Below are 23,255 nucleotides of genomic sequence, written 5' to 3'. Positions count from 1 at the left end.
GGGGGTCGCGGAAATGACCTTCGGGGGGATGTACGAGAATGCGCGGCCTCAAGTTGCAGCGCGGCGCGCCAGGGCGCAAACATCGCGGAAGAGGAGTGGATCGGGAGTCACATCGCCTCACATCCATTTCACGCTCTCGCCCACCACCCATCCGCTGCCGTTCACCCGCAGATCTATTCATCTTCATCCGCCCGAACAGGCGCACCAGATCGGTGCGGCGCGCCGTAAACTGGTGCGGCACAATGCGGAGGGCGAATCCATCTTTCTGTAATTTTATTCATTCGGATGAAAGGACGGGAGACGAGGCGCGCGTGCGGCTTTCCCCGTGGCCGGGGTGCTGTCCAGTTGCGCCGCGCCGCCCGATGTACCGGGACGGTCCGCAACTTGACTTGAAAGGCGGCGTACGCGAGTACGAACCCACCTTCGATAGCGACCTCCCAACCAGGACGCGACTCGCTGCTGCCGGCCCCGCTGAACGGGAGCCGGTCGTCCTGGTGCCGCGCCTGTGATGCGCGGCCCCCACATCTCCATCCCTCTTTGGGGAGGTCGCATGGCCCGCTTCTCGTCCTTCGCCCTGGCCACCGCCGGCATCGTCGCCCTGGCCGCGTGCTCGGACAACAACCCCGTCCAGCAGAAGTCCGTCGCCACGCCCGAGGCCGACGCCACCGTGCAGCACCTGGGCGTGGTCCCGGTCCGCGGCGTGCCCGGCACGCCCCGCTTCAACAACGGCAACGAGCTGAACCACGGCAACGCCGGCACCGGCACCGCGCTGACCCAGGCCGGCATCAACTACCACGGCGGCCCCGTGCTGCAGACCAACACCAACGTGGCGGCGGTGTACTGGTCGGCCACCACCATCTACAACGGCGGCCCCACCCCGGGCAGCAACGGCTCCGGCAGCGCCGACGGCTCCAACGTGGGCTACTTCCTGAGCCACGTGGGCGGCTCGCCGTACTTCAACATCAACACCAGCTACACCAACGCGGCCGGCACACCGATCGTGAACCAGGTGAACTACACGCAGTACTGGGCCAACAACGTGTACAACGTGCCGGGCACCAAGACGCGCGTGACCGACGCGAACATGGTGGCCATGCTGCAGTACGCGTTCAACAACGGCAAGCTGACGTACGACCCGAACACGCTGTACGCCATCTTCACGCAGGGCACGGTGAACCTGGGCGGCGGCTTCGGCACGCAGTACTGCGCGTACCACTACCACGGCACCGTGACCATCAACGGCGTGTCGAAGACCGTGCTGTACGCCGCGATGCCGGACGACTACGCCAAGCCCAGCGCCTGCTCGTCGGGCCTCGCCGCGCCGAATGGCGACCCGCACGCCGATGCCGAGGTGAGCACCCTGATCCACGAGATCGAGGAGACCACCACCGACCCGCTGGGCACCGCCTGGTACGACGCGCAGGGCTACGAGAACGCCGACAAGTGCGCGTGGACGTGGGGCACCACCTTCACCACCTCCAACGGCGGCGTGGCGAACGTGACGCTGGGCACCAAGAACTTCCTGATCCAGCGCAACTGGCTGAACGTGGGCTCGGGCAGCTGCGCGATCGCCCTCTAGGCTCCACCCGCAGGACCGACAGATGAAGGAAAGCCGGGCCCGCGCGACCACTCGCGCGGGCCCGGCTTCTTCGCGTTTCTTCGGCATCGCTGGATCTCACGCGGAGACGCGGAGTCGCGGAGGTGCATCGCGAGCCCCCTCCGCGGCTCCGCGTCTCTCGGTGAGACGTGAGGACGGTTAATACGAGGTGTAGAGCAGCTTGTTGGGCGTGCCGCCGTACAGGCTGGTGCCGTTGAAGGTGATGGCGTTCGAAGTCGCGATGGACTTGATGGTCATCGACACCACCTGCGGGTTGGCCGTAGGGTTCAGCGACAGGTACTGCGCCGCCACGCCGGCCACGTGCGGCGACGCCATCGACGTGCCGCTGTCCACGTAGCTGGCGGTGTCGCTTCCCACCCACGCGGAGCGGATGCTGGAGCCGGGGGCCAGCAGGTCCACGCACAGCCCGTAGTTGGACCAGCTGGACTCGTGGTCGTCACTGCGCGTGGAGCCCACCGTGAGGATGTCGCGCGCGCCGGCGGGCGACTGCTTGCAGGCGTCCTGCGGCGTGCCCGCGAAGTCGCCGTTGCCGGCGGCGGCCGTCACCACGAACCCGGCGTAGTACAGCCGCGTGGCCATGTCGCGCACGGACGCCACGTCGCCATACCCCAGGCTCATGTTCACCACGCCGGGCTTCCTGCCGTAGGAGATGATCCACTCCATCCCCGAGAGCACCATCGACGCCGTGCCCTGTCCGGTGCAGTCCACCACGCGGCCGGCGCGGAGGGTGGCGTTCTTGGCCACGCCGTAGCCGGAGCCCGCGGCGATGGCGGAAACGTGGGTGCCGTGGCCGTGGCAGTCCTCGGCGTTCCCGTGGCCGTCGCCCACGAAGTCTCCGCCGGCGCCGTTGGCGATGTAGTCGGCGCGCCCGCCGAACTGCGCGTGCGTCTTCCGCACCCCCGTGTCCAGCACGTAGATGGTGACGCCGGTGCCGCTGGAGCTGTAGATGAACCGGCTGTTCAGCGGCAGCGCGTGCTGGTCGATGCGGTCCAGCCCCCACACCGGAAAGAGCTGGGTGGTGAACAGGCTCACCGGCGCGTCCGGCTCCACGTAGGCGACTTGGGGATTGTGGCGCAGCGCGGCCACCTGCTCCGCGTTCAGCGTGGCCGCGAAGCCGCGCAGCGCCGCCATGTACGTCCGCCGCGGCGCCACGCCCGCCGCCCTGGCGACCGCGTGGGGATCCGTGCCGTCGCGCAGCACCACGATGTACGCGGCCGCGTCGGCCGTGCGCGCGGCGGCGGGCGATCCGGCGGGCGCGGCGAGCGGCGACCCGTCCGCCGAGCAGGCGGCAAGCGCGAGCAGAAGGGTAAGGGAGAGGGAACGTTTCATCGAGCGCCTCCGGTGGGGTGAGGCAGAGCGGCCGGCCGGGTGCCGGCGCGGAGAGAGCCGCCCCTCCGGCAGCACGCCGCGGGCCATCCACCGCCATCTCCCCAACTGCGCGCGCCGCAGCCGTCTGGGCAACGATTGCGAGCACCGCGCGGCGGGAATTGCGTATCAGATCGAGGAACGCACGCCCCGTTGAGACATCCCCGTCCCGACCCGCTCCCTCATCGAACGATGGATGTCACCGCGGGCGAGCACCGAAAAGGCCATCGCCATTCCCACCGCATCTCCATCATCGATCCTTATCGCCATCCTCTGGACCCGCGCGCAGATGCCGCGGCATGCACCTCCGCGCCTCCGCGTCTCCGCGTGAGATCCAGCGATGCGGAGGAACCCCACCGGAAGCCGAATCCCTCAAGTGAAGACGCTGATCCCCCGCGCCGATGCTCGCTTGACACCCCCCGGCGCCGGGGGTACGCTACCCGGCTCGTCCCATCCCGCATCCGCACTTGGGACTCGGGACTTGGGACTTGGGACTTGGCACTCGGCACCCGGCACCCGGCACTCGGCACTTTCTTCGGATCCGGACGCGATGGCAGACCGACGGCAGGACGCGCTCGACTACCACAGCCAGGGGCGCCGCGGCAAGATCGCCGTGGTGCCCACCAAGCCCGCCAGCACGCAGCGGGACCTGTCGCTGGCGTACTCGCCCGGCGTGGCCGAGCCCTGCCGCGAGATCGCCCGCGACCCCGAGGAGGTGTTCAGGTACACCGCGCGCGGCAACCTGGTGGCCGTGGTCTCCAACGGCACGGCGGTGCTGGGGCTGGGGAACATCGGCCCGCTGGCGGCCAAGCCGGTGATGGAGGGCAAGGGCGTGCTGTTCAAGCGCTTCGCCGACATCGACGTGTTCGACCTGGAGGTCGGCTCGCAGGACCCGGAAGACGTGATCCGCTTCTGCGAGCTGCTGGAGCCCACGGTGGGCGGCATCAACCTGGAAGACATCGCCGCGCCGGAGTGCTTCTACATCGAGGAAACGCTGAAGGCGCGGATGGACATCCCCGTCTTCCACGACGACCAGCACGGCACGGCGGTGATCTCGGGCGCCGCGCTGCTGAACGCGCTGGATCTCGTCGGGAAGCCGATCGACACCGTGCGCGTGGTCTTCTCCGGCGCCGGCGCGGCCGCGATCGCCACGGCGCTGCACTACGTGTCGCTGGGCGTGCGCCGCGAGAACATCTGGATGTGCGACCGCGCGGGGCTGGTGACGACGGATCGCGCCCCCGACCAGACCGACCCGTACAAGCACCGCTTCGCCCAGCCGGTGCCGCCGCGCACCCTGGCCGAGGTGATGCCAGGCGCCGACGTCTTCGTGGGCCTCTCCGTCGCGGGGGCGGTGACCAGGGAGATGGTGGCGTCGATGGCGGAGCGGCCCATCGTCTTCGCCCTGGCCAACCCCGACCCCGAGATCATGCCCGAGGAGGTGATGGAGGCGCGCCCCGACGCGATCATCGCCACCGGGCGCACCGACTATCCCAACCAGGTGAACAACGTCCTGGGCTTCCCCTTCATCTTCCGCGGGGCGCTGGACGTGCGCGCGCGCGCCATCAACGACGAGATGAAGATGGCGGCCACGCGCGCGCTGGCCGAGCTGGCGCGGCTCGACGTCCCCGAGTCCGTCGAGCGCGCGTACGGCGCCGAGCGGCTGCGCTTCGGGCCCGACTACCTGATCCCCAAGCCGTTCGACTCGCGCATCATGCTCTGGGTGGCCCCGGCGGTCGCGCAGGCGGCCATGGAGACGGGCGTCGCGCGGCGCGAGATCGAGCTCACCGCCTACCGCGGCGAGCTGGAGGCGCGCCTGGGCCGCGGCCGCGAGGTGATGCGCGACATGATGCGCCAGGCGCGCAGCGACCCGCGCGCCATCGTGTACCCCGAGGGCGAGCACGAGCGGATCATCCGCGCCGCCGCGCTCGTCGTCGGAGAGGGGATCGCCGAGCCCATTCTGGTGGGCCGCCCCGAGCGCATCCGCGACACCGCGGCGGCGCTGGGGGTCTCGCTGGAGGGGATCCGCATCGTGGACCGCCTGGCCGACGAGGAGCGGCTGGAGCGGTACGCGCGGACGCTGTACGCCCGCCGCCAGCGCAAGGGGATGACGCTGGCCGACGCGCAGGGCGAGGTGCGCCGCGCCATCACCTTCGGGATGATGATGGTGCGCGAGGGCGAGGCCGACGGGCTGGTTGCCGGCGAGGACCTGCACTATCCGGAGACGATCCGCCCCGCCCTGCAGGCCATCGGCACCGCGCCGGGGGTGCGGCACGTGGCGGGGCTGTACATGGTGGTGCTGGAGCAGGAGATCGTGTTCTTCGCCGACACCACGGTGAACATCGACCCCGACGCCGAGACGCTGGCCGAGATCGCGACGCTCTCCGCCGGCTTCGTGCGGCGGCTGGGGCTGGTGCCGCGCGTGGCCATGCTGTCGTTCTCCAACTTCGGCTCCACCCGCCACCCGCAAAGCGACAAGGTGCGCCGCGCCACCGAGCTGGTCCGCTCCACCGACCCCACGCTCGAGATCGACGGCGAGATGCAGGCCGACATCGCGATGATGGACGACATGCGCAGGGAGCTGTACCCGTTCAGCACGCTGCGCAACCGCCCCAACGTGCTGATCTTCCCCGACCTGAACGCCGCCAACATCGCCTACAAGCTGATGATGCGCCTGGGCGGAGCCGAGGCCTTCGGCCCCATCCTGCTGGGGATGGGCCACCCCGTGCACGTCCTGCAGCGCGCCAGCGAAGCCGCCGAGATCGCCAACCTCACCGCGGTCGCCGTGGTGGATGCGCAGGAGCACGGCGGGCCGCGGTACCGGGCGCGGTAGGGGAGTCTCACACAGATACTACGAGCACCCAGCCAGAAGAAACGACGGCGCGCGTCCGACGGAGCCCTCACCCCCCGGCCCCCTCTCCCGACAGCAGGAGAGGGGGGAACTGCAACTTCATACCGGAGAGATCGGATGAATCCCAATCGGTTGAGGAAGAATTCGCAGGAGCTGCAGACTGCCGCGCGCGGGATGCGCAGGGTGCCCACGCGGTGAGGGCCCCGGAGGTGCGCGCCGGGGGCTCCCCTCGCGGTGAGCTGCCGCTCGTCCACATCCACTACCGCCGGCTGCCGGACCGGGAGCAGGTGTTCCGTCAGGTGGTGCTGGAAGATGCGGGGGATTACGTTGTCACCTGGCTCCCGGCCGCCGGTCTGCCCAAGCCGGTGATGGCCGGCGGGCGCACGGTGCTGGAGCCGGGGGCGCCCGTGGTCTGGATCACCTACCGCAACCGGTGGCACGACGTCGGCCGCTTCCACCTGGCCGACGGCACCTTCACCGGCGTGTACGCCAACGTGCTCACGCCGGTGGAGATGGACGGCGGCCGGTGGACGACGACCGACCTGTGCCTGGACCTCTGGTCCGGCGCCGACGGCACGCTGGTGGTGCTGGACGAGGACGAGCTGCGCGCGGCCGAGGCCGAGCGCTGGGTGACGCCGGAGCTCGCCAGCCGCGCGCGCGACGAGGCCGCCGCGCTGCTCCAGGCGGCCCGGGCGGGGCGCTGGCCGGGGCCCGAGGTGCACGAATGGACGCTGGAGCGGGCGCGGGAGGCGGTCTCCCGCGGCGCGTCTCCGGCCACTGACCGCGGATGATGGGGATGAAGCACGGAGCTGCGCGCCGCGCGCGCCTTGCCGGACTGCTGGGAATCGCCACGCTGGCGATGCTGTCGGCCGTGAGCGCCTGCGCGCAGCAGGGCGGGGGCGGGAACAATACTTCCAGCACCTCCGCGGGCGCCGCGCGCGGCGTGCCACCGCTGGATTCGGTGCTGGCCCGCGCCGGCCGCGGCCGCCAGCACGGCTCGGACAGCGCCAAAGTGACGGTGATCGAGATCTCCGACTTCCAATGCCCGTACTGCCGGATGTTCTTCGACAGCACCTACCGGCGCTTCGACAGCACCTACGTGCGCACGGGAAAGGTGCGTCTGGTGTTCGTCAACTATCCGCTCCCCATGCACAGCCAGGCGTTCGCGGCGTCCAAGGCGGCCATGTGCGCCGGGGCGCAGGGCAGGTTCTGGCAGATGCACGACATCCTGTTCAGCCGCCAGCGCGACTGGGCCGGGCAGGCCGACGCGTCGCAGCGCTTCACCCGCTACGCCGGCGAGCTGGGCGTGAACGCCGCGGAGTACCGCGACTGCTTCGACAACGACCGCGTGGCGCCGCTCATCACCAACGACCTGACGCAGGCGGCCAGCTCGGGGGTGAACTCCACGCCCACCTTCATCATCAACCGCGAGAAGGTGCTTCCCGGCGCCATCCCCTACGCCGACCTGGCGCGCGAGGTGGATGCCGCCCTGGCCGCCGCGCAGAACGGCGGAACGCCGCCCGCGGGAACCCCGCCACAGCCGTAGCCTCATCGGCAGGCGAAAAAAAAGCGGGGCCGCCCTCCAACGTGGGGCGGCCCCGTTTTCTCCTTGTCTCCCCCGGCGGATCAGCAGCGGCTGCTGGCCGGCATGTTCGGGCAGTAGCGGATCGGGTACGTCGTGTACGTGAGAGTGTCGGAGTTCGCGAGCACCGTCCCCTGCGCGACGGCGGCGGCCCCCTCCACCTTGAACTGATCGACCCGCAGCGTGTCGACGTCGAGCTTCAGCTTGTTCATCGAGCCTCCATTCGGGGAGATGTGCATCCGGTCGCGAGGAAATTCGCCCGGCACCCGACGATGATACCAGTCCCCATCACGCCATGCAACGAGACTAATCTGCTCGCTTCTGTCATAGCGGAGCGGGATGACCGAGGAAGCCGAGGTAACGGAGGGAACTGCGTGATGAGCAGTTTCTGCATCCCGCACCGCATCCACCCGACGTCATCCTGAGGCCGCCCACGCCACAACTCGCATCAGCACGACACTTTGCAGGCCGAAGGATCTGTGGGTGCGGCAGCACGTGAGTTGGCCGGACGCACCGATCCTTCTCCCGAATTTCGTATGATACCCTCAGACAGCCGAAGCCCCGCCTCCGCATCCGCGCGGAAGAGGGGCTTCGTTGTCCGGTGGCGATCGGGGGCGAGCTACTCGCCGTCGTTCACCACGTAGGCGCTGACCAGGCGGCCCAGGTCGACGTACACCTGGCGCGTGACCGACTCCTCCTCGCGGAGAAGGTCGATCAGGCGGTCGTACTCGCCCAGCATGGCCGCGGGCACGTGCACCGTCTCGTCGTGGAAGGTGCCCTGGTCCGCGAACACCAGCCGCACCGGCACCGTGGCCGCCGCCTCGCTCTGCTCCTGCATCGTCCCTCCGTCCGGAACCCCGCCGCTCACCGCGCCCGCCTGAGCCCGGGAAGCGACAGGAAGAAGATCACCGTGACGATGATCGCCGAGATCACGCAGTACTGGCACCACATCTCGATCACGAACGCCTCGATGTACGTGAGGTACGCCGAGAACGCCACCCCCACCGCGCTCAGGGCGGTGAGCGCCACCGCCACCCAGCGCGCGTTCACGAAGCGCGGCTGCAGGCCGATGATCGCCACCGCCAGCATGGTCACGTACGCCCCCAGCCCCCAGATGGAGACGGGAAGGCCGAGGAACACCGCCCAGGGCGACGCCTGCACCTGCTCGCAGCTGCCCACGGTGCACGTCAGCCCGCCGATGAAGCCGAGCTTGTACAGCGACAGGTACGAGGCGACCAGGATCCCGATCAGCGCCAGCACCGCGATCGCCATCCGCGTCATCGGCGGGTCGGCGTAGTCGCCGGCGTCGTCCGTGAAGACGGGCCCTTCGGTCGCCACGGCGGTGCTCACGAGGTGGTGGTGGCGCCCGCCGCGGGCGTCTTCGCCGAGTCGGCGGGCGTCGCCGCCGCCGGGGCGGTGGCCGCCGCCGGAGCGGCGCCGCCGAACGCGGCCGGGGCGATCTCGCGCACCTTGTCGGCCAGCGCCTTGTAGGTCTCCGGCGTGCCGATGTTGCGCCCGTTCACGAAGAGCGTGGGGGTGCCCTGCACGCCCAGCGACTGCGCCAGCTGCGCGCTCTCCGAGACCTCGCGCACGTACTTGTCGGAGCGCACGCACTCCTCGAACTTGCCGGCGTCCAGCCCCGCCTGCTGCGCGTAGCCGGCCAGCTTGTCCACCGGGTCCTTCTCGAAGCCCCAGTCGGTCTGGCGCGCGAAGACCAGGTCGTGGTACGGCCAGAACTTCCCCTGCTCGTTGGCGCAGCGGCCGGAGCGCGCCGAGAGCCAGCTCCACTTGAAGGCGAGCGGGAACTCGTAGAACACGTACCGCGCCTTCCCCGTGTTCACCAGCGAGTCGCGGATCAGCGGCTCCACCTTCCACGCGAACTCGGCGCAGTGCGGGCACTGGAAGTCCGCGAACTCGTAGATGGTGATGGGGGCGTCCTCGCGGCCCTGGGTGATGCCGCGGACGCGCTGGAGCTGGTCCGGGGTCATGGTCACCGGAACGCCCTGGTTGGCGGCCTTGCCGCCCTTGGAGCCCATCTGGGTGGCGACCACGCCGATCCCGGCCAGGAGCACCAGGCCCAGCAGCACGTAGAAAGGCGTAAGCGACCGCCGCGGCTTCGGCGCGGGTCGGGGCACGGAAGTTCTCCGGTCTGGACGGGTTGGGTGATTTGCGCCGTGTGGCGCGGCGGAACATGATAACCGCCCCCGTCCCGGCGGAGCAAGCCGTTCCCCGCCGGAAAGCGAACGGGGAACGGCGCTTGCGAACAGCAGGGGACAGGGAACAGGGAACAGGTTACAGGGAACGGCGGATCGCCCACACAGGCATCTCCGCCGGCCCGGGGCCAAGTACCCATGACGGATGCAATCGGTCCCGCCGTCCCTGTCCCCTGTAACCCGTTCCCTGTTTCCCAGCGGTTCAAATGGATATCCGGCTCGTACGCGGTCGCAACCAGCGCGTCTGGTTCTGGACCATCGTCCTGGTGGGCGTGGGGCTCATCGCCATCACGGCCGCCGCCATCTTCGGCGACCCCACGGCGCACGGGCGCTACGGCGGCGTGGGCGCGGCGGCCAACTTCGGCTCGGACCGCGCGCCGGTGCTGCCGGTGGTGATCGAGCCCTTCGAGAACGTGGACAAGCTCACCGACCGCGAGCTGGGCCGCGTGGTGCACCTGGTGGGCACGGCGGAGACGGGGGTGCGCCGCAACGCCATCTACGTGCGCACCCCGCGTGGCCGCCGCATCCTGCTGCGCTTCGAGCCGGCGCCCACGCCCGCGCAGCTGCGGGGGATGTGTGTTGGTTGCGGGGTGAATGTGAACGGCTACCTGCAGAAGATCTCCCGCGCCGAGTTCAACGTGTGGATGGACACGCTGCGCTTCGTGGTTCCGCGCGCCAAGCCGGGCGTGAAGTTCGGCGACCTTCCGGACAGCAGCTTCATGCGCATCGACTCGCTGTTCGTGAAGGACTACTACGTTTCCGTGCGCCCGGAGGGAATCCTGCGCGGCGGCGGCCCCGCGCCCGTCGTCGCTCCGCCGCCAGTGACGACCCCGCCGCCGGCCGCGCCCGCCCCGGCGCCCGCCGCGCCCGCGCCGCCGCCCGCCATCACCGAGGCGCCGCCGCCGGAGCCCACGGGCCGCGACACGGTCCGTCCGTGAACTGGACCCCGCGCGACTACGACCGGCTGGAGCGGGCGATCACGGACCGGCGCCGCATCCAGCTGGTCCGCCGCGGGAGCGAGCTGGTGATCCTGCCCGAGCGCCTGCGCACGGACTTCGGCGAGGAGATCCTGGCCGCGCGCCACCCGGGCACCGGCGACCCGCTGGAGGTGCCGCTGGACGAGATCGACTGGTTCGACATCGTCAGGTAAGTGCGGAAGTGCGGAAGTGCGAGAGTGCGGAACTGACGAGCGGTAGTTGCCGGCGAGCCGAACAGCCTCGCGCAGTTTGCGAGGCTTCCCGTCATTGTTCCTGCGGCTTCAGCCGCCGCTGAGGGGGCGTTGCGAGTGCGCGCCTCAGTCGGCGGCGGAGACGAGGTCCGTCGTCGCGTCTGCCCGGGCGTCGCTGGTGGTCTGCGCGAACTCGCGGGCGGCCTGGATGAAGGCCCAGAACAGGCGGCGGTCGGGGTCGCGCTCGTCGGCGGGGGATTCGGCCTCGCCGCGCTCGGGGTGCCACTGCACGCCGTACATCCACCCGTGCTCCTTCCCCTCCACGCCCTCCACGATCCCGTCCTCCGCCCACACCGTGGCCTCGAGCGAGGGCGCGACGTCGCGGACCGCCTGGTGGTGGAAGGAGTTGATGAACAGCTCGCGGTTGCCGAAGATGGCCTCGAGCCCCGAGCCGGGCTTCACGTCGGCGCGGTGCCAGCGCTGGGTGACGGGGGCGTCCTGCTCGTGCAGCACGTCGCCGCCGAGCTGCGAGGGGATGTCCTGGTAGAGGGTGCCGCCCAGCGCCACGTTCAGCATCTGCATCCCCCGGCAGATGGCCAGGATGGGGATGCCGCGGCGGAGCGCCACCTCCAGCGCGGCCATCTCGATCTGGTCGCGCAGCGGGTTCACGCTCCCCAGCTCGGGGTGCGGCTCCTGGCCGTACAGCTCGGGGGCCACGTCCTCGCCGCCCGTCAGCACCAGCCCGTGCGCCAGCTCCACCAGCCGGCACACCGACTCGCGGTCGTGGCCGGGGGTCAGGAGCACGGCCGTGCCCCCCGGCTCCTCGACCGCGGTCACGTACTGCACGTTCAGCCGCACCGCCGGCAGGTTGTGCGACCCCGAGGGCGCCAGCGTGGTGGTGACGACGATCAGCGGACGCACCGGTTTCTCCTCATCCATGTTCCGCGCGACCCGCAGGTTCCTTGCCGCAGGGGAAGTACGAAAGTACGAAAGTACGGGAGTACGATGAAAGAGTGCGTGAGTGCGTGAGTGCGGAAGTGCGTGAGGTGCGGAAACGAAAAGTGCGCCGGACTCGCTCGAGCCCAGCGCACTCCCGCACTTCCGCACTCACGCACGTTCTGTTTCGTACTTCCGTACTCCTCGTACTTTCGTACTTCGTTTATCCGACCGCGGCGGCGATGCAGACCCGGTCCCGGCCCTGCTGCTTGGCCTGGTACAGCGCCGCGTCGGCCTCGGCGATCAGCTCGTCCACCGTTTCGGCGGGGAAGTCGGGCCACGAGGCCACGCCCGCGGAGAGCGACGCCCGCACCGCGCGCCCGCCGAACACGAAGGGGATCTGCCCGAACTCGTTGCGCGCCCGCTCGGCGAAGCGCAGCGCGCCCGCCGCGCCGGTGCCGGGGAGCACCACCACGAACTCGTCGCCGCCGTAGCGCGCGGGGCGGTCGTGCGTGCGCAGGCTGCTTTCCGACTGCAGCCAGTTGCCCAGCGACCGCAGCACCGCGTCGCCGGCCAGGTGGCCGAAGGTGTCGTTGATCTCCTTGAAGTTGTCCAGGTCCAGCAGCACCACCGACAGCGGCTCGCCCCGCTCGCGCGCAACCTGCAGCTCGGTGCGCAGGTACTCTTCCAGCGCGCGGCGCGTGGCCACGCCGGTGAGCTGGTCGGTGTTGGCCAGGTCGTGCAGGTGCTGCCGCTGCTGCATCAGCCGCTCGAAGATCTGCACCCGCCCGCACGCCTGCACGATGGCGTCCACCACCCGCTCGGCCAGCTCGGCCGCCTCGGGGCCCAGCTCCGGCTCGTCGACCGTGGCATGCTCCACGAACAGGCCGGTGACGGTCTCGGTGAGCGGGAAGGGGACCACGATGGCGGAGCGCAGCGGGGTGGCGGCGCCGTCCCGCACGCCGTCGAAGAGCGGGCTGGCCGACACGTCGGCGATGGCCACCGGCTTTCCCGTTTCCAGCGCCTCGCGCACCTCTGGGTAGTGGTCCAGCTCCAGCAGCATCCCGTCGGCCAGCTGCGCCTCGCTGCTCGCCGCCACGCGCGCCGTCTGCTGGCCGCGCTCCACCACCAGCACCGAGCAGCGGGCCACGCCCAGCACCTGCGCGGTGCGCGCGGTGACCAGGTGGAACATCTCGTCGGCGCTGACCACGCGGTTCAATTCGCGGATCAGGTCGATGGCCTCCAGCCGCATCCGCGCCTGCTCCCGCGCGCGGCGCAGCTCGCGGTTGCGGGTGACGTGCGCGTCCACGCGGGCCAGCAGCTCGTCCAGCCGGAAGGGCTTGGTCAGGAAGTCCACCGCCCCGTCGCGCAGCGCGGAAACCGGCAGCGCGCCGTCGTTGGTGGCGGTGATGAGGACCACGGGAACGTCGGCCCAGCGGTCGTCGCGGCGCAGCGCGCGCAGCACGTCGATCCCGGAAAGCTCCGGCATCATCACGTCCAGCAGCACCAGGTCCGGCGTCTTCGGGTGCTCGTTCAGCAGCCGCAGCACGGCCCCGCCGGTGGCGGCGGTGCGCACGTCGTAGCCGCGCGCCTTCAGGGCGCGGTCCAGGCCCAGCAGGATCGACGGGTTGTCATCGGCCACGAACACGGTGGCAGGGGCTTCGCTCATCTCGTTCGCCTGTGCAGCCTCGGCCGTAAAGGGCCGCGGTCCGGCTCTCATTCTGGGGCCCGGCGGACCGGGCGCGCGTGGATTGTCGGGGGATGCAGCGCAAGGTGGGGCGTAGCGCGCGCTCGCCTCGGGGGGCGGACGCGCCTGCTCGTATGGCTGGTACCTCGCACGACTTGGCCTTCGCCGTGGCAAAACCCAAGCCAGCCCCGTGCCTCTGCAGAACCCCCCGATTACAGGATTTACGGATGAGACATCTGTTTCCGGTGCGGCAAACTTGTCACAGTTCTGACGCAGCCTTGTCCCACCCTCCGGTCCGTTTCCTGCCACCGGCAACGGGCAAGTCCCGCAACCGGTGCATGATTTGACCCGTCCGCAGAACCGAACCGACCGCGCACCGGCCGCGCCCGCGCCGCCGCGCCCGCGCGCCGCCATCCTCCGCGCGCTGGCGCTCGGCCTGTTCGCGCTCGCCGCCGCGTGCGGGCGCCAGGAGCCGGCGTCGCCGTGGAGCGAGGCGCGGCTGGCGCGCATGACCACGCGGCAGAAGGTGGCGCAGCTGCTGATGGTGCGCGCGGCGCCGCTCACGCCCTCCGTTCCCCCGGGCGACTCGTCGCGGGCGCGGCTGCTGCGCTGGGCCACGGACGGGGTGGGCGGGGTGGAGATGACGGGCGGCCCGGCGCGCACCGTGGCCGCGCTGGCGGACACGCTGCGGAAGCTGCCGCTGGCGCCGCTGGTGGCCGCGCGGCTGGACGGCGGCGCGGGACGCGTCTTCCCCGGCGCGACGGAGCTCCCCTCCGCGGAGGGGCTGATGGTGCTGGGGGATGCGGAGCTCGCCACGGCGGCCGGCACCGCGGCGGCGGCCGAGGCGAAGGCGATGGGGATCGACCTGGCCTTCGTGGCCGGCCCCGCGCTCCCCGGCGATTCGTCCGCGCTCGCCCCGCCGTCGGCGAACGACGCGGGGACGGCCGCGTACGCCGCCTTCGTCCGCGCGCTGGCCGAGGGCGGGCGCCTTCCCGCCATCTCCATCTTCCGCCCCTCGTCTTCCGAGGCCGGTGCGGGCGTTCGCGCCGTGCGGTGGGACCGCTCGGCGCTGGAGGTGTCGCACCTGGACTGGCTGGGCGCGGCGGTGAAGGCGGGCGCGGCGGCGGTGCAGCCCGGCTTCGTGGCCGTCCCCGCGCTCACGGGCGACACCACGCCGCTCCCGCTCTCCGGCATCACCGCCTTCGGCATCCTGCGGCGCGACATGGGGTTCGGGGGGATGGTGATCGCCGACGTGGCCGCGGACGGCCCGCTGGCGCGGCGGATGGGCGGCATCGTCCCCGGCGCTGTCGCCGCGATCCGCGAGGGCGCGGACCTGCTCGCCGGCGTCTCCGATCCCGCCGCGCTGGCGGATTCGCTCGCCGCCGCGGTCGAGGCGGGCCGCATCCCCCGCGACATGGTGGACCAGGCGGTGCGCCGCGTCTTCGCTGCCAAGCGCCGCGCGGGGCTCGGCATTCCTCCCGCGGACACGACCCGTCTCCCCCTCCCCAGCCGCGAGGCGGTGGAGATGGCGGGGGGCGCGTTCGAGCGGACGGCGGTGGCGCTGGGGACCGTGCCCGCGCTCGCCGGGTGCCGCGCGACCATTCTCATCACCGCGCCCGATGCGGACGTCTCCACCCTTTCCGGCGAGCTGGCCGCGCGCGTCCCCAATCTCCGGCACCTGCGGACCGGCGTCGTCGCCCGTCACGGCCTGCTGACGCGCGTCCCAAGCTTCGCGTCGGCGGGCGCTGACTGCGCGGTCGTCGCGGAAGTCGGTGCCGCGCGGCTGCGCTTCGTGGACCGCATCGGCGCCGTGGCAAGGCGCGACACCTCGAAGGCCGCGCGGCGCGACACGGCGAAGTTCCGCGCGGACAGCCTGGCCTTCGCGCGCGACACGGTGACGCGGCGCATCGTCTACGTGGCGCTGGACGCGGACCCCGCGCGGCCGCTGCCGGCGGTGCGCACGGCGGTGCTCGTCTTCGGCGCCGGGGCGCGGGCGCAGCGGGCGGCGGTGCGCGCGCTCTTCGGCGAGATCCATCGCCCCGCGGACCAGCTTCCCCATCCCCGCGGAGCGTGGCCGCCCGCCCGGCGCCTGGCCCGCGGCGACGCGAAGGACGCGGGGATGAGCGCCGACTCGCTGGCGAAGATCGACGCGGTGATGCAGCGCGCGCTGGATGCCGGCGTCTTCACCTCGGCCGCCGTCGCCGTCGGGCGGCACGGAAAGCTGGTGAAGCTGCGCGGCTACGGCACCGTCGCGGGCGGGCCGGTCGATCCCGCGAACACGCTCTTCGACCTCGCGTCGCTGACCAAGGTGATCGGGACGACGGCGGCGGTGATGGCGCTGGTGGACGACGGGAAGATCCGGCTGGACGAGCCCGTCTACCGCTATCTCCCCCAGTTCCGCGGCGGCGGGCGCGGCGACGTGACGGTGTGGAACCTGATGACCCACACCGGCGGCCTGCCCGCGGGCGACGACCTGTACAACGGCGCGGCGGACGCCGACGCCGCGCTGCAGATGGTCTACCGCACCGACCTGGTGTACGAGCCGGGGACGAAGATGGTGTACAGCGACTTCGGGATGATCCTGATGGCCGAGGTCGTGCGCCGCCGCGCGGGCGAGCCGGTGGACCGCTTCGCCGCGCGCCGCGTGTTCGTGCCGCTGGGGATGGAGAACACCATGTACCGGCCGCCGCTGGTGTGGTGGGGGCGCACGGTGCCCAGCGCGATCCGCTCCGAGCGCCCGTACGTGCTGCGCGACGTGGTGCACGACGGCAACTCGTTCCGGCTGGGCGGCGTGGCCGGGCACGCGGGGCTCTTCTCGACGGCGGGGGATCTCGCCATCTACGCGCAGACGCTGCTGAACCTGGGCGCGTACGGCGACCGGCGGATCTGGTCGCCGCGCACGGTGCAGCGCTTCACCACGCGGCAATTGAAGGTGGAGACGCGCGCGCTGGGGTGGGACACGCCGGCCAAGCGGAGCTCGGCGGGCGATTTCTTCTCCGCGCGCGCCTTCGGCCACACCGGCTACACGGGCACGTCGATCTGGATCGACCCCGAGCGCGACCTGTTCGTGGTCCTGCTTACGAACCGCGTGTACGACGGGGGGACGGAGGGGCAGATCCTGGCGATCCGCTCGGCCGTGTCCGACGTGGCGGCGCGGGCGATCACCGACATCCCCATCACCCCGCGCCCCGGCACCGCCGCCGCCGAGGCCCGCGCCGCCGCCGAGCGCGCCGCCGCGCGTGCCCGCGCCCGGGCCAACGCGCGCAAGAAGCGCCCGGTGCGCCGCGGCCGCGGCACCCCGCGCCGCACCTCCACGCGAGGGCGCGGGCGGGGGTGACGGGCGAGGCCGAAGCAGATGCGCGCCTCGCCCATGGAAGTTGCTGCGCTCAGTTCCTTTCGTGCCACGTGGATGATAAGATGTTCCCCGTCAGTCGTCCTTCACACCAATCCCGCCGCACCACCGCGCCTACGTATTGGAGCCGGTGAAGAGCAGGCGCTCGGTCCAGGCAACCCCATCCGATGAGCGACTCCAGGCTTTCCGCGTTCCTCTGGTCCGTGGCGGACCTCCTCCGTGGTGACTACAAGCAATCCGAATACGGGCGCGTCATTCTACCGTTCACCGTGCTCCGGCGGCTGGACTGCGTGCTGGAGCCCACCAAGGCGGCCGTGCTGGCCGAGAAGGCGAAGCGAGAGCGCGCCGGGCTGAACCCCGAGCCGTTCATGCTCCAGAAGTCCGAGCAGCACTTCGTCAACACCTCGGCGCTGGATCTGAAGCGGATACTGGGCGACGCCGACCACGTGCGCGAGAACCTGCTGGAGTACGTGCGCGCGTTCTCGCCCGCCGTGCGCGACATCTTCGACTGCTTCGACTTCCACGCGCAGGTGGAGCGGCTGGACAAGGCGAAGCTTCTCTACCTGGTGGCCGAGAAGTTCGCCCACGTGGACCTGCACCCCACCACGGTAACGAACGCACAGATGGGCGCAGTGTTCGAGGAGCTGATCCGCCGGTTCGCGGAGCTCTCGAACGAGACGGCGGGGGAGCACTTTACGCCCCGTGAAGTGATCCGGCTCATGGTCAACCTGCTGTTCGCGGAGGACGACGAGGCGCTGAACAAGCACGGTGTGGTGCGCACGCTGTACGATCCGACCGCGGGGACGGGAGGGATGCTCTCCGTGGCCGATGAGTACCTCGTCGAGCACAATCCCACCGCGCGGCTGGTGATGCACGGGCAGGAGCTGAATGCCGAGTCATACGCCATCTGCAAGGCCGACATGCTGATCAAGGGTCAGGACGTCAGCAACATCGTGCTGGGCAATACGCTGGCGGACGACGGCGCGCGGGGCATGCACTTCGACTACATGCTCTCCAATCCTCCGTTCGGGGTCGAGTGGAAGAAGATCGAAAAGACGGTGCGTGAGGAGCACAAGCGCGACGGCTACAACGGGCGCTTCGGACCGGGGCTGCCACGGGTGAGCGACGGCTCGCTTCTCTTCCTCCTGCACCTGCTCTCCAAGATGCGCCCCGCGGCGCAGGGCGGGAGCCGCTTCGGGATCGTGCTGAACGGTTCGCCGCTCTTCACCGGTGGCGCGGGCTCGGGGGAGAGCGAGATCCGCCGCCACGTGCTGGAGAACGACCTGCTCGAGGCCATCATCGCACTTCCCACCGACATGTTCTACAACACGGGGATCAGCACCTACGTGTGGATCGTGAGCAACAACAAGCCCCAGCACCGGCGCGGGCGCGTGCAGCTCATCGACGGCAGCGCGATGTCGCGGAAAATGCGGAAGAGCCTGGGAAGCAAGCGGAAGGAGTTGGCGCCCGAGCACATCGAGGCGATTACCACACTCTTCCGGGATTTCGTGGAGGCGGAGCGTGACGGCGTGCCCATCTCGCGCATCTTCCGCAATGACGAGTTCGGCTACCGCACCATCACCGTGGAGCGGCCGCTGCGTGACGAGAACGGTCAGATCGTGCGTGGGACGAAGGGCAAGGCGAAGGGAAAGCCGGTGCCCGACACGACTCTGCGGGACACCGAGAACGTGCCGCTGACCGAGTGGCCGGAAGACTACTTCCACCGCGAGGTGCTCCCGCACGTGCCCGACGCGTGGATTGACGAGGAAAAGACCAAGGTCGGCTACGAGATTCCGTTCAACCGCTACTTCTACGTGTTCAAGCTGCCCCGCCCGTTGGAACAAATCGATGCCGACCTGACGGAGGTCAGCGCGCGAATCGTGGCAATGATCGGGGAGCTATCGCAATGAGCTTGCCCCGTTACCCTGAATACAAGGACAGTGGCATCGAGTCGCTTGGTCACGTGCCGGCGTGTTGGGAGATCAGGCGGCTGAAGCACGTTAGTAATATATTCCTGAGCAATGTAGATAAAAAGACATACGAAGGTGAAGTGCCGGTCAAGCTCTGCAACTACACGGACGTTTATTATAATGATGTGATTACGAGAGATCTGGATTACATGCCCGCAACCGCCTCGACCGCCCAAATCGCAAAGTTTGAATTGCGCCGTGGAGATACAATCATCACAAAGGACTCCGAAACAGCTGATGATATCGCAATCTCTGCCTATGTGCCGGACGATCTTCCGGGAGTGGTTTGTGGGTATCATCTCGCGCTCGTTCGGTCCCTGCCAGGCGTCTCAGGCCGATATTTAAAGTGGCTGTTCGATTCGAATTACGTGAAGTCGAAATTTGCCGTGCTGGCGAACGGCCTCACACGCGTAGGGTTATCACATTATGCGTTGGTCAACGTGGAGCTTCCAATTGCAACTTCTGCCGAGCAGGAACTAATCGCGGGCTTCTTGGATCGCGAGACGGCAAAGATCGACACGTTGATGAAAGTGCAGCGGCGCCTGATTGACCGGTTGACGGAGAAGCGGCATGCTGTCATATCCCACGCTGTAACCAAGGGTTTGGATCCACACGTGCGGATGAAGACATCCGGGATCGAATGGCTGGGCGATGTGCCAGCGCATTGGACGCTTCCGACACTGCGACGCGTAATCCAACGCATCGAGCAGGGGTGGAGTCCAGATTGCGACAATAGGCAAGCAGATCCGGATGAGTGGGGAGTCGTCAAGGCGGGATGCGTGAATCGTGGAGTGTTTATCGACAGCGAGAACAAGGCGCTTCCGGAAAACCTTTCGCCGATTGTGGATTATGAAATACGCCCGGGCGATGTACTGATGTCGCGAGCGAGCGGATCACCTGCACTGGTTGGCTCAACCGCCTTCGTTGCGGTAGTACGGCCGCGCTTGATGTTGTCAGACAAAATTTTCCGCATACATGTGGAGAAGAGTGTCGATCCTCGGTATTTTGTCGCCGCTTTTAACGGTCATGCTATGCGTACACAGGTTGAGCGCGCAATCAGTGGCGCTGATGGGTTAGCGAACAACCTTCCCAAAGCATCACTGATGGATTTTCGATTCCCCGTTCCACCTTTGAAGGAGCAGGAATCCATCATTGAACATTTGATTCATCGAACTGGTCAAATGGATTCTCTTATCAAGGAAGCCGAGCGCGCCATTGCACTCCTGCAGGAGCGGCGCACGGCCCTGATCTCCGCGGCGGTGACGGGAAAGATCGATGTGCGCGGGCTGGCGGAGGCGGCATGAGCATCCATAAGGAGATCAGCTTCGAGCGCGAGATCTGCGAGCACCTGGGCGCGCATGGCTGGCTGTATGCCGAGGGCGACGCCGCGCGCTACGACCGCACGCTGGCCCTCTATCCGGACGACGTGATCGCGTGGGTGCGGCAGACGCAGCCTGACGAGTGGGAAGCGCTGGAAAAGAGCTATGGCGCCGGCGCCACGCAGGCGCTCCTCCGCCGCGTGCGCGACCAGTTGGAGCAGCGCGGCACGCTGGAGGTGCTGCGGCAGGGGATTGAGATGCTCGGCGTGCGCACTCGGCTGCACCTGGCGCAATTCCGCCCCGCGCTGGGCGCCAATTCCGGAATCATGGCGCGCTACCAGGCCAACCGCCTGCGTGTCGTCCGGCAGGTGCGCTACTCACGGGCGGAGACCAACGACAGCATCGACCTCGTCCTCTTCGTGAACGGCATCCCGATCGCCACCGCCGAACTGAAGACTGACTTCACCCAGAACGTGGAAGACGCGATCGCCCAGTATCGTGCCGATCGCAATCCACGCCCCCAGGGAAGGGATCCCGAGCCGCTGCTGAGCTTTCCCGGCGGCGCGCTGGTGCACTTCGCGGTGAGCAACCTCGAGGTGCACATGGCCACGCGGCTGGAGGGCGCCGCCACGCGCTTTCTCCCCTTCAATCAGGGCAACCGGGGCGGCGCCGGCAACCCACCCAATCCAAACGGCCATCCCACCGCCTACCTCTGGGAAGACGTGTGGGAGCGCGACGGCTGGCTGGAGATCCTGGGCCGCTACATGGTGGCCCAGCGCGACGCGCGCAAGCAGGTGCAGGCCATTCTATTCCCGCGTTACCACCAGCTCGACGCCACCCGCAAGCTGGTCGCGGCGGTGAGGGCGGCGGGCGCGGGCGGGAGCTACCTGGTCCAGCATTCCGCCGGCTCGGGAAAGACCAACTCCATCGCCTGGACTGCGCATTTTCTGGCCGATCTGCACGACGAGCACGACCATAAGGTGTTCGATACCGTGCTGGTGGTGTCGGACCGGAACGTGATCGACACCCAGCTCCAAGCGGCGATCTACGAATTCGAGCGCACCCCCGGAGTGGTCGCCACCATCACCGGAGAGGGCGCGAGTAAGAGCGCCGAATTGGCCGAGGCACTGGCTGCCGGGAAGAAGATCGTGGTGAGCACCATCCAGACCTTTCCCTTCGCGTTGAAAACGGTGCGCGATCTCGCCGCCACGAAAGGGAAGCGCTTCGCCGTCCTGGCCGACGAGGCGCACAGCTCGCAGACGGGAGAGACCTCCAAGCAACTCCGCGCCGTTCTCACCGACGCCGAGGTCCAGGCCCTCGCCGACGGGGGCGAGGTGAGCACCGAGGACCTGCTCCTGGCGACGATGGCAACCCGAGCGGACGAGTCGGACGGCATCACCTACGTGGCCTTCACCGCCACGCCGAAGTCCACCACCATCGAACGCTTCGGTACCCGCCCCGACCCGTCGCGGAAGCCGGCCCCGGACAACGTGCCGCAGCCGTTCCACGTGTATTCGATGCGGCAGGCAATCGAAGAGCGGTTCATCCTGGACGTGCTGCGGAATTACGTCACCTACCGCACCGCCTTCCGCTTGGCGCACGAGGGGCGCGAGATGGACGACCGCGAGGTGGAGCGCGGCACGGCGATGAAGGGAATCATGGCGTGGGTGCGCCTTCACCCCTACAACATCGCCCAGAAGGTGCAGGTAGTGGTGGAGCATTACCGCGAAGCCGTGGCCCCGCTCTTGGACGGGCGGGCAAAGGCGATGGTGGTGGTGGGAAGCCGGGTGGAAGCCGTCCGCTGGCAGCTTGCCATGCAGCGCTACATCGCGGACCGCGGCTATCCCCTGCGTACGCTGGTCGCCTTCTCGGGCGAGGTGAAGGACCCGGACTCCGGCCCCGATCCGTTCACCGAGCGCAGCACGGGGCTGAACCCCAACCTCCTGGGTCGCGAGATACGCGACGCCTTTCACACCGACGAATTCCAGCTGCTGCTGGTGGCGAACAAGTTCCAGACGGGCTTCGACGAGCCGCTGCTGTGCGGGATGTACGTGGACCGGCGCTTGGCGGGAATCCAGGCCGTGCAGACGCTGTCGAGGCTGAACCGCGCGCACCCGGGGAAGGACACCACCTACGTCCTGGACTTCGTGAACGAGGCCGACGACATCCTCTCCGCCTTCCAGGCGTACTATACCACCGCCACCCTGACCAGCGTCACCGACCCCAACCTGGTCTTCGATCTGCGCGCCAAGCTGGACGCCGCCGGCCACTACGACGAAGGTGAAGTGGACCGCGTGGTCGAGGCCGAACTGCGCCCAGGCGCGCAGCAGCGCGAACTGGTGGCGGCGATTGCGCCCGTGGCCGACCGGCTGCTGAGGCGCTACACGGCCGCCCAGCAGGCCCAGCGCGACGCAGAGGCCCGCCACGACTCCGCCGCCGCCGAGGCCGCGCGCGGCGAGCGCGACGCGCTGGAGCAGTTCCGGGCGGACATCGGCACATACGTCCGCCTCTACACCTTTCTCTCGCAGATCTTCGACTACGGCAGCACCGGGGTGGAAAAGCGCGCGATCTTCTTCCGCCGGCTCCTTCCGCTCCTGGAGTTCGGCCGTGAGCGCGAGGGGGTGGATCTCTCGAAAGTCCTGCTCACCCACCACACGCTGAAGCGCCGGGGCGGCGCGCCGATGCAGCTCCAGCCGGAAGCGGTCCCGATCCAGCCGATGACCGGGGCAGGGACGCGCGTGCTGCGCGAGCAGGAGCGCGTGTACCTGCGTGAGATGATCGCACGGGTGAACGAACTGTTCCAGGGTGACCTTACGGAGGAAGACAAGCTGGTGTACGTCGGCCAGGTGCTGAAGGGCAAGCTGCTCGAATCCGAGACGTTGATCCAGCAGGCCGCCAGCAACACCAAGGAGCAATTCGCCAACTCTCCAGACCTGAAGTCCGAGCTGCTGAAGGCCATCATCGACGCGCTGGACGCCCACGGCGCAATGAGCACGCAGGCGCTGGAATCCGAATCGGTCCGGCGCGGTCTGCAGGACGTGCTCCTGAACCATGCCAACCTCTACGAGAGTCTCCGCCAGAAAGCAGCCTGAGCGTCCCACCTCCCGAAAACTCCCCGAACATCTCCTTGCGCCCGGTGTATCCCCGGCGCACCTTTCCGCAGCCCCGCGCGGGGCGCATTCTGTTGCATCCACCGG

At 69.2% G+C, this 23,255-nt stretch carries 17 protein-coding genes; 10 read left to right on the top strand and 7 right to left on the bottom strand.

From position 1 onward, the window contains the following. Positions 1-550 precede the first annotated feature (550 nt). Complete coding sequence (locus VLK66_RS14980) at positions 551-1,579, top strand: hypothetical protein (protein WP_325310248.1); 1,029 nt, start codon at positions 551-553, stop codon at positions 1,577-1,579. 177 nt (positions 1,580-1,756) lie between these two features. Here VLK66_RS14980 and VLK66_RS14975 read toward each other — a convergent pair whose 3' ends face one another. Then, positions 1,757-2,947, bottom strand: coding sequence for a S8 family peptidase (locus tag VLK66_RS14975; protein ID WP_325310247.1), 1,191 nt, complete (start codon positions 2,945-2,947; stop codon positions 1,757-1,759). Positions 2,948-3,533: 586 nt separating this feature from the next. Here VLK66_RS14975 and VLK66_RS14970 point away from each other — a divergent pair. The 3 genes from VLK66_RS14970 (at position 3,534) to VLK66_RS14960 (ending at position 7,377) form a co-directional block, all read left to right on the top strand. Then, positions 3,534-5,813, top strand: a complete 2,280-nt coding sequence (locus VLK66_RS14970; protein WP_325310246.1) for an NADP-dependent malic enzyme — start codon at positions 3,534-3,536, stop codon at positions 5,811-5,813. Positions 5,814-6,025: 212 nt separating this feature from the next. Beyond that, on the top strand, positions 6,026-6,622 hold the full coding sequence (locus VLK66_RS14965) for a DUF402 domain-containing protein (RefSeq protein ID WP_325310245.1): 597 nt from the start codon (positions 6,026-6,028) through the stop codon (positions 6,620-6,622). 5 nt (positions 6,623-6,627) lie between these two features. Continuing rightward, positions 6,628-7,377 carry a DsbA family protein gene (locus VLK66_RS14960; RefSeq protein ID WP_325310244.1) on the top strand — a complete coding sequence of 250 codons (750 nt, stop codon included), beginning with the start codon at positions 6,628-6,630 and terminating at the stop codon, positions 7,375-7,377. A gap of 80 nt (positions 7,378-7,457) precedes the next feature. Here VLK66_RS14960 and VLK66_RS14955 read toward each other — a convergent pair whose 3' ends face one another. The 4 genes from VLK66_RS14955 to VLK66_RS14940 all read right to left on the bottom strand — a co-directional run bounded on the left by VLK66_RS14955 (position 7,458) and on the right by VLK66_RS14940 (position 9,548). Next, positions 7,458-7,625 carry a hypothetical protein gene (locus VLK66_RS14955; RefSeq protein ID WP_325310243.1) on the bottom strand — a complete coding sequence of 56 codons (168 nt, stop codon included), beginning with the start codon at positions 7,623-7,625 and terminating at the stop codon, positions 7,458-7,460. 407 nt (positions 7,626-8,032) lie between these two features. Then, positions 8,033-8,251, bottom strand: coding sequence for a hypothetical protein (locus VLK66_RS14950; RefSeq protein WP_325310242.1), 219 nt, complete (start codon positions 8,249-8,251; stop codon positions 8,033-8,035). 26 nt (positions 8,252-8,277) lie between these two features. Next, positions 8,278-8,751: a vitamin K epoxide reductase family protein gene (locus tag VLK66_RS14945; RefSeq protein WP_325310241.1), complete on the bottom strand. Its 474-nt coding sequence runs from the start codon at positions 8,749-8,751 to the stop codon at positions 8,278-8,280. Between the two features lie 8 nt (positions 8,752-8,759). Beyond that, positions 8,760-9,548 (bottom strand): DsbA family protein, encoded by a 789-nt coding sequence (locus VLK66_RS14940; RefSeq protein WP_325310240.1) that lies wholly within the window; start codon positions 9,546-9,548, stop codon positions 8,760-8,762. A gap of 284 nt (positions 9,549-9,832) precedes the next feature. Here VLK66_RS14940 and VLK66_RS14935 point away from each other — a divergent pair, with 284 nt between their 5' ends. Beyond that, a complete protein-coding gene (locus VLK66_RS14935; protein WP_325310239.1) occupies positions 9,833-10,564 on the top strand; it encodes a hypothetical protein in 732 nt (243 codons plus the stop codon). Continuing rightward, complete coding sequence (locus tag VLK66_RS14930) at positions 10,561-10,776, top strand: hypothetical protein (RefSeq protein WP_325310238.1); 216 nt, start codon at positions 10,561-10,563, stop codon at positions 10,774-10,776. Before VLK66_RS14935 ends, VLK66_RS14930 begins: the two co-directional genes overlap by 4 nt. Positions 10,777-10,920: 144 nt before the next feature. Here the strand turns inward: VLK66_RS14930 and VLK66_RS14925 are convergent, their stop codons facing one another. Both VLK66_RS14925 and VLK66_RS14920 read right to left on the bottom strand, forming a co-directional pair. Beyond that, positions 10,921-11,715 (bottom strand): gamma-glutamyl-gamma-aminobutyrate hydrolase family protein, encoded by a 795-nt coding sequence (locus tag VLK66_RS14925; RefSeq protein ID WP_325310237.1) that lies wholly within the window; start codon positions 11,713-11,715, stop codon positions 10,921-10,923. 238 nt (positions 11,716-11,953) lie between these two features. Next, positions 11,954-13,399, bottom strand: a complete 1,446-nt coding sequence (locus VLK66_RS14920) for a diguanylate cyclase (RefSeq protein WP_325310236.1) — start codon at positions 13,397-13,399, stop codon at positions 11,954-11,956. A gap of 361 nt (positions 13,400-13,760) precedes the next feature. On the opposite strand from VLK66_RS14920, the gene VLK66_RS14915 reads away from it, so the two are divergent. The 4 genes from VLK66_RS14915 to VLK66_RS14900 all read left to right on the top strand — a co-directional run bounded on the left by VLK66_RS14915 (position 13,761) and on the right by VLK66_RS14900 (position 23,150). Continuing rightward, complete coding sequence (locus tag VLK66_RS14915) at positions 13,761-16,754, top strand: serine hydrolase (RefSeq protein WP_325310235.1); 2,994 nt, start codon at positions 13,761-13,763, stop codon at positions 16,752-16,754. Between the two features lie 182 nt (positions 16,755-16,936). Beyond that, positions 16,937-18,679 (top strand): class I SAM-dependent DNA methyltransferase, encoded by a 1,743-nt coding sequence (locus VLK66_RS14910; RefSeq protein WP_325310234.1) that lies wholly within the window; start codon positions 16,937-16,939, stop codon positions 18,677-18,679. After that, positions 18,676-20,043 (top strand): hypothetical protein, encoded by a 1,368-nt coding sequence (locus VLK66_RS14905; protein ID WP_325310233.1) that lies wholly within the window; start codon positions 18,676-18,678, stop codon positions 20,041-20,043. Before VLK66_RS14910 ends, VLK66_RS14905 begins: the two co-directional genes overlap by 4 nt. Further along, the gene (locus VLK66_RS14900) at positions 20,040-23,150 is read left to right on the top strand and encodes a type I restriction endonuclease subunit R (RefSeq protein ID WP_325310232.1); all 3,111 of its coding nucleotides are present in this window, start codon (positions 20,040-20,042) and stop codon (positions 23,148-23,150) included. Before VLK66_RS14905 ends, VLK66_RS14900 begins: the two co-directional genes overlap by 4 nt. Positions 23,151-23,255: the final 105 nt, after the last annotated feature.

Origin of the sequence: Longimicrobium sp., assembly GCF_035474595.1 — a bacterium.
Lineage (GTDB): Bacteria > Gemmatimonadota > Gemmatimonadetes > Longimicrobiales > Longimicrobiaceae > Longimicrobium.
This window is presented reverse-complemented; position numbering and strand designations above follow the sequence as displayed.

Bases quoted from the DNA above. Each gene is read 5' to 3' on its own strand.
- VLK66_RS14980 (WP_325310248.1), top strand. From the start codon at position 551: ATGGCCCGCTTCTCGTCCTTCGCCCTGGCCACCGCCGGCATCGTCGCC.
- VLK66_RS14975 (WP_325310247.1), bottom strand. From the start codon at position 2,947: ATGAAACGTTCCCTCTCCCTTACCCTTCTGCTCGCGCTTGCCGCCTGC.
- VLK66_RS14970 (WP_325310246.1), top strand. From the start codon at position 3,534: ATGGCAGACCGACGGCAGGACGCGCTCGACTACCACAGCCAGGGGCGC.
- VLK66_RS14960 (WP_325310244.1), top strand. From the start codon at position 6,628: ATGAAGCACGGAGCTGCGCGCCGCGCGCGCCTTGCCGGACTGCTGGGA.
- VLK66_RS14955 (WP_325310243.1), bottom strand. From the start codon at position 7,625: ATGAACAAGCTGAAGCTCGACGTCGACACGCTGCGGGTCGATCAGTTC.
- VLK66_RS14950 (WP_325310242.1), bottom strand. From the start codon at position 8,251: ATGCAGGAGCAGAGCGAGGCGGCGGCCACGGTGCCGGTGCGGCTGGTG.
- VLK66_RS14935 (WP_325310239.1), top strand. From the start codon at position 9,833: ATGGATATCCGGCTCGTACGCGGTCGCAACCAGCGCGTCTGGTTCTGG.
- VLK66_RS14920 (WP_325310236.1), bottom strand. From the start codon at position 13,399: ATGAGCGAAGCCCCTGCCACCGTGTTCGTGGCCGATGACAACCCGTCG.
- VLK66_RS14910 (WP_325310234.1), top strand. From the start codon at position 16,937: ATGAGCGACTCCAGGCTTTCCGCGTTCCTCTGGTCCGTGGCGGACCTC.
- VLK66_RS14905 (WP_325310233.1), top strand. From the start codon at position 18,676: ATGAGCTTGCCCCGTTACCCTGAATACAAGGACAGTGGCATCGAGTCG.
- VLK66_RS14900 (WP_325310232.1), top strand. From the start codon at position 20,040: ATGAGCATCCATAAGGAGATCAGCTTCGAGCGCGAGATCTGCGAGCAC.